This is a genomic window from Streptomyces sp. NPDC005195 (genome assembly GCF_040608315.1).
Lineage (GTDB): Bacteria > Actinomycetota > Actinomycetes > Streptomycetales > Streptomycetaceae > Streptomyces > Streptomyces kaempferi.
The window spans coordinates 1-5,888 of sequence record NZ_JBEXHZ010000137.1; the positions used below are offsets into that span (position 1 = coordinate 1).

Annotated in this window: 4 protein-coding genes and 2 pseudogenes; 2 read left to right on the forward strand and 4 right to left on the reverse strand. The window is 71.1% G+C overall.

What is annotated here, in order from left to right:
* From ABZV34_RS36650 to ABZV34_RS36665, 4 genes and pseudogenes are all read right to left on the reverse strand, one after another.
* Window positions 1-555, reverse strand: a pseudogene (locus ABZV34_RS36650) (thiolase domain-containing protein); the annotation flags it as partial.
* Window positions 552-1,607 carry a thiolase domain-containing protein gene (locus ABZV34_RS36655; RefSeq protein WP_356286777.1) on the reverse strand — a complete coding sequence of 352 codons (1,056 nt, stop codon included), beginning with the start codon at window positions 1,605-1,607 and terminating at the stop codon, window positions 552-554. The gene ABZV34_RS36655 and the pseudogene ABZV34_RS36650, both read right to left, overlap by 4 nt.
* Entirely contained in the window at window positions 1,608-2,549 is a 942-nt protein-coding gene (locus tag ABZV34_RS36660; protein WP_356286780.1) for an OB-fold domain-containing protein, read from the reverse strand. It lies immediately after the preceding gene.
* 50 nt (window positions 2,550-2,599) lie between these two features.
* Window positions 2,600-3,400: a crotonase/enoyl-CoA hydratase family protein gene (locus tag ABZV34_RS36665; protein ID WP_356286783.1), complete on the reverse strand. Its 801-nt coding sequence runs from the start codon at window positions 3,398-3,400 to the stop codon at window positions 2,600-2,602.
* A gap of 177 nt (window positions 3,401-3,577) precedes the next feature.
* Here ABZV34_RS36665 and ABZV34_RS36670 point away from each other — a divergent pair, with 177 nt between their 5' ends.
* Both ABZV34_RS36670 and ABZV34_RS36675 read left to right on the forward strand, forming a co-directional pair.
* A complete protein-coding gene (locus tag ABZV34_RS36670) occupies window positions 3,578-5,275 on the forward strand; it encodes an acyl-CoA synthetase (RefSeq protein WP_356286786.1) in 1,698 nt (565 codons plus the stop codon).
* Between the two features lie 170 nt (window positions 5,276-5,445).
* Window positions 5,446-5,888, forward strand: a pseudogene (locus ABZV34_RS36675) (phenylacetate--CoA ligase); the annotation flags it as partial.

Consider the following 5,888-nt stretch of genomic DNA (forward strand, 5'->3'; position numbering starts at 1 on the left):
GTCGTGCTCGTGGAGGTGCGCGTAGGGGTTCTTGAGCGCGTTGCGGCGGTCCTTGTAGGCGACCAGGGCGCCGACGGTGTCGGGCGCACCCGGGCGCCGCAGGTACGCGCGTACATGCGGGGCGAAGAAACCGCCCGCGCCGGCCAGCAGCGGCTGCTGGAAGGGGATCGGCAGGGACAGGCCCCACATGGCGTTCGACTCGGACTGTTTCTCGTAGGCCAGGGTCAGGACGGTGCCGTGGACGCGGCCCGCGACGAGGTTGGTGGCGACCAGGGCGGTCGAGCCGCCGACGGAGCCGGCCGTGTGCACGCGCAGCATCGGCTTGCCGACGGCACCGAGCGCGTCGGCGAGGTACAGCTCCGGCATCATGACGCCCTCGAAGAAGTCCGGCGCCTTGCCGATGACGACGGCGTCGACGTCGGACCACGTCAGCTCGGCGTCCTCCAGGGCCCGCCGCGCCGCCTCGCGGACCAGGCCGGCGATCGACACGTCCCGCCGGGCCGCCACGTGCTTGGTCTGGCCGACGCCTACGACGGCCACGGGCTCCTTGCTCATCGCGGATCCCCTTCGAGTACGGCGACCAGGTTCTGTTGGAGGCAGGGACCCGACGTCGCGTGGGCGAGCGCCCGGTCGGAGGTGCCCCGGTGGACGCGCGCGGCGGCCTCCCCGATGCGGACGAGCCCGGCGACCATGACCGGGTTGGCCGCGAGCGCCCCGCCGGAGGGGTTCACGTCCACGTCGTCGGCGAGTCGCAGCGCCTTGCGCAGGAGGACCTCCTGCGAGGTGAAGGGGGCGTGCAGTTCGGCCGTGTCGACGGGCCGTTCGAAGACCCCCGCGCGCTCGGCGGCGAGGCGGGTGGACGGGGAGTCCGTCAGATCGCGCACGCCGAGACTGTGGGCCTCGATACGGTGGTCGATGCCGCGGATCCAGGCGGGCCGCTCGCACAGCTCGCGGGCCCGCTCGCCCGCCACGAGGATCACGGCGGCGGCGCCGTCCCCGACCGGCGGGCAGTCACCGGTCCGCAGCGGACGGACGACGTAGTCGCCCCGGTCCACCGAACCTCGCAGCTGTGCGTGGGGGTTGGCGGCCGCAGAGGTGCGGCTGCGGGACGCGACAGCTGCGAGCTCGGGCTCGTCGGTGTCGCCCGCGTCGATGAGCGCCCGCGCCTGGAGTGCGGCGAGCGCGACCGAGTCGGGCCACAGCGGCGCGACGTAGTACGGGTCGAGCTGCCGGGTCAGGACGTCCCGCACGGAGCCGGGCGACGACTTCCCGTACGCGTATACGAGCGCGGTGTCGGCGTCTCCGGTCAGGAGCTTCGTCCAGGCCTCGTACAGCGCCCATGCCCCGTCCATCTCCACGTGCGACTCGGAGATCGGCGGCCAGGCGCCCACCCCGTCGAGCGCCATGGTGAAGGAGAAGGCGCGGCCCGCGAGGTAGTCCGTCGAACCGGAGCAGGTGAAGTCGATGTCGCTGGTCTTCAGGCCGGTCCGGTCCAGGACCTCGTGCAGGACCGGCATGAGCATCTCCACCTCGGAGAGCTCGTCGCTGGTGCGCCGGTGGTCGGTCTGCCCGAAGGCGACCACGGCGACGTCCCTGGTGGGCCGCATCTACAACAGCTCCTTGTACGTCTCGTAGTCCGCGTCGGGTTCGCCGGCCGGCCGGTAGTGGTCCGGGTGACGGCCGTCCCGTGTCCACACCGGTTCGACCCGCAGCCCCATCCGTACCTGGTCGTAGGGGATGCCGCCGATCCGGGCGTGCAGCGCGAGGTCGGCGCCGTCGAGGGCGATGTGGGCGTAGACGTAGGGCACTTCGATGTCGAGGTTGCGGGCCTTGATGTTGACGACGCAGTACGTGGTGACCGTGCCGCGCGGTCCCACCTCGACCTGTTCCGCGGTGGCTACCCCGCAGGTGGGGCACGCGCCCCGGGGCGGGACGTACACCTTGCGGCACAACGGGCAGCGCTCCCCCACGGTGCGCCGCTCGGAGAGGGCCTCGATGTAGGCGCTCTGGGCGCGGCCGGGTGAGTACACGTAGTCGAGGCGGGCGGGGGTGACGATGCCGGTCACCATGTCGGCGAACCGGCCGTCGTGACCGCCGGGTTCGCCCGGAGCGCCGTCGTAGGGTTCGAAGCAGGCGATGTCGGTGATGGCCCCGGAGCGTTCGCCGGCCCAGCGCACGCGCACCCGCATGCCGGTGCGCACGGTGTCGGGGCCGGGAGCGTCGAGGGCGTGCAGCAGGGCCGTGTCCGCGCCGTCGAGCTTGACCAGGACCCAGGCGAAGGGCGTTTCGAGCGGCTGGCCCCGGCGCGGGGCGTGGTTCCAGGCCCAGGTGGTGACGGTGCCGGTGGGGGCGACCTCGACCAGGTCGCGGAGTTCGTCGGCGGTGACGGGGTCGTACTCGACGGGCGGGACGAGCGTCCTGCCGTCGGTGGTCCGTACGCCGAGGACCACCCGCTCGCGCAGACCGGTGAGGAACGCGCTCTGCACGGGACCGAGCGAGCGGGTGAAGGGGAACTCGACGACGAGGGGGGCTTTGAGGACTTCGGGCATCCCGGATGTCTCCTTCGGAGGTCAGGCGCGCCCGGGCGGGGGCTCGGGGGTCAGGCGCGCCGGTAGACGGGCGGGCGCTTCTCGGCGAAGGCCCGGGAACCCTCCTTGGCGTCGGCGGTGTCGAAGATCGGCCAACCGCGGGTGAGTTCGGCGGCGAGACCCTCGGTCTCGGTCATCCCGGCGGTCTCGTACACGGAGGCCTTGACGGCCTCGACGGCGAGCGGGCCGCAGGCGTTCACCCGTTCGGCGATCTCGAGGGCCTCGGCGAGCGCGGTTCCGTCCGGCACGACCCGGCCGACGAGACCGATGCGGGCGGCTTCCGCGGCCGAGTAGGAGCGCCCGGTCAGGAGCATCTCGAGGGCGTGCGTGCGCGGGATCTGGCGCGGCAGACGGACGGTGGAGCCGCCGATCGGGAACAGTCCGCGTCTGACCTCGAAGAGGCCGAAGAGCGCCGACTCGCCCGCGACCCGGATGTCGGTGCCCTGGAGGATCTCGGTGCCGCCCGCGACGCAGGGTCCCTCGACGGCGGCGATCACCGGTTTACGGGGACGGTGGTGGCGCAGCATCGCCTTCCAGTGCAGATCGGGGTCGGCTTTGAGCCGGTCCCGGTACTGCTCGCCCTCCATGCCCTTTCCGGCCAGTGCCTTGAGGTCCATGCCGGCGCAGAAGGCGCCGCCCGCGCCGGTGAGCACGATCGAGCGGATCCCGTCGTCCGCGTCGGCCTCGGTCCAGCCGTCGTACAGGCCGACCAGCATCGGCAGCGAGAGCGCGTTCTTGGCCTCGGGCCTGTTGAGCGTGAGCACCAGCGTGGCGCCCTCGCGCCGCACGGTGAGGTGTTCCGTCCCACCCATTGCCGTCCTCCCGTCGCAGGAACGAGAACAGGTTGCAGGAGGCGCGGAGCCAGTACAAGGGTTTTCTGACAGACAGTCAGATTTCTTCTGCGCGAGCCCTTCCCAGTTGTGTCGGACTTTGCTCTGATGACCGTCGAGCCGAGGGGCGGCCCCGGACGTTCGGCGTCAGGAGGAGCGGTGGAGTACAACCTTGCCGACCTGTTCGAGTCGGTCGTCGACGTGGTCCCCGACCGCGAGGCGCTGGTCTACCTCGACCATCCCGGTACGGGCGCGGAGCGCCGGCTGACCTACGCGCAACTGGACTCGGCGGCGAACCGTATCGCCCACCACCTGATCGACAGCGGCATACGCCCCGGCGAACACCTGGGGCTGCACCTGTACAACGGGATCGAGTACGTGCAGACGGTGCTGGCCTGCCTGAAGGCGCGGATCGTGCCGGTCAATGTCAACTACCGTTACGTGGAAGATGAGTTGGTCTACCTCTACCAGGACGCGGATCTGGTGGCCCTGGTCTTCGACGCGGAGTTCACCGACCGGGTGACGGCGGCACTCCCGCGAACCCGCGCTCTGCGCCACCTCGTACGCGTGGGAGCGGCCACCTCCGGTTCCGGGACGGCCGGCACGCCGGTCACCGCCGCCCCCGCATCCGCATCCGCGTCCCCCCCAGCATCCGCCTCCACTCCCGATCCCGCTCCGGCCCTCGTGGACTTCGCGGACGCCGAGCACGCCGGCTCCCCCGGGCGGGGTTTCCCGGCGCGCTCCGCGGACGACCAGTTCATCATCTACACCGGCGGCACGACCGGTATGCCCAAGGGCGTGATGTGGCGGCAGGAGGACCTGTTCTTCGCGGGCCTGGGCGGCGGCGCCCCGACGGGTGAGCCGGTGGCTAAGCCGGAGGAGCTCGCCGAGCGGGTCGCGGCGGGCGGTGAGGGCATCACGTTCTTCCCCACCCCTCCGCTGATGCACGGCACCTCGACACTGACAGCCTTCATCGGGTTCAACTTCGGGCAGCGGGTGGTGATCCACCGCAAGTTCGCGCCCGAGGAGGTTCTCCGGACCATCGAGCGGGAGCGGGTCACCAGCGTGTCACTGGTCGGCGACGCGATGCTGCGACCGCTGATCGACGCGCTGAAGGGGCCCATGAAGGACACCGACTGCTCCTCCATGTTCAGCCTGTCGTCGTCCGGCGCCATCATGTCGGAGACGGTCCGCGCCCAGTTCCAGGCGCTGGTCCCGAACGTGATGCTGCTCAACAACTTCGGCTCGTCGGAGTCCGGGTTCAACGGCACCGCCACCGCCGACTCCGGTCCCGCCAGAGGCTTCCGGGTGCGCGTCAACTCCCGCACCCAGGTGGTGGATCCGGCGACCCACGAACCGGTCGCCGCCGGTGAACCCGGACGCATCGCACAGCGCGGCCATGTACCCCTCGGCTACTACAACGACCCCGCGAAGACCGCCGAGACCTTCTTCCAGAAGGACGGCGAGCGGTGGGTCCTGCTCGGTGACATGGCGACCGTCGACGAGGAGGGCATCGTCATCGTCCTCGGCCGCGGCTCCCAGTGCATCAACACCGGTGGCGAGAAGGTCTACCCGGAGGAGGTCGAGCAGGCCCTCAAGTCCCATCCGGACGTGTACGACGCCCTGGTCGCCGGGGTGCCGGACGAGAGGTGGGGCAACCACGTGGCGGCGGTCGTGCAACTGCGCGAGGGTGCGCGCCGGCCGTCCCTGGAGGACATCCAGGCCCATGTCCGGGACCACCTCGCCGGCTACAAGATCCCCCGCCAGCTGGTCATCACGGACACCATCCAGCGGTCACCGAGCGGCAAGGCCGACTACCGCTGGGCACGCTCGGTGGCGGCGGAGGCCGGCGGCTGAGCCCCGCGTCGCCCTCGCGTCCCGCGCATCACGGACACCGCGCACCGGATCGCGAAGAAACCGGACGCCGACCCCTTGCACGAGACGGACCGGCCTGAATTACTGATCCCGGACAGCATGACCGAATGATCGGTCGCCCGGATTGGTACGGTTGGTGAGGGAGGAGTCCCATGGCGGATTCCACGGTGTCGAAGGACCTGCTGGACGCGGGCGAGCGGCTGGACGCCGACGCGCTGCGGGCGTTGCAGGAGGAGCGGCTGCGGGCGTCGTTGCGGCACGTGTACGAGAACGTGCCTTTCTACCGGGAGTCCTTCGACAAGGCGGGCGTGCGGCCGGACGACTGCCGCACCCTCTCCGACCTGGCGCGCTTCCCGTTCACGACGAAGGCGGACCTGCGCGAGAACTATCCGTACGGGATGTTCGCCGTGCCCCAGGAGCGAATCCGCCGCCTCCACGCGTCGAGCGGGACCACCGGACGCCCCACGGTCGTCGGCTACACGGACAACGACCTCTCCATGTGGGCCGACATGGTGGCCCGTTCGATCCGGGCGGCGGGCGGCCGTCCGGGCGACAAGGTGCATGTGGCGTACGGCTACGGGCTGTTCACCGGCGG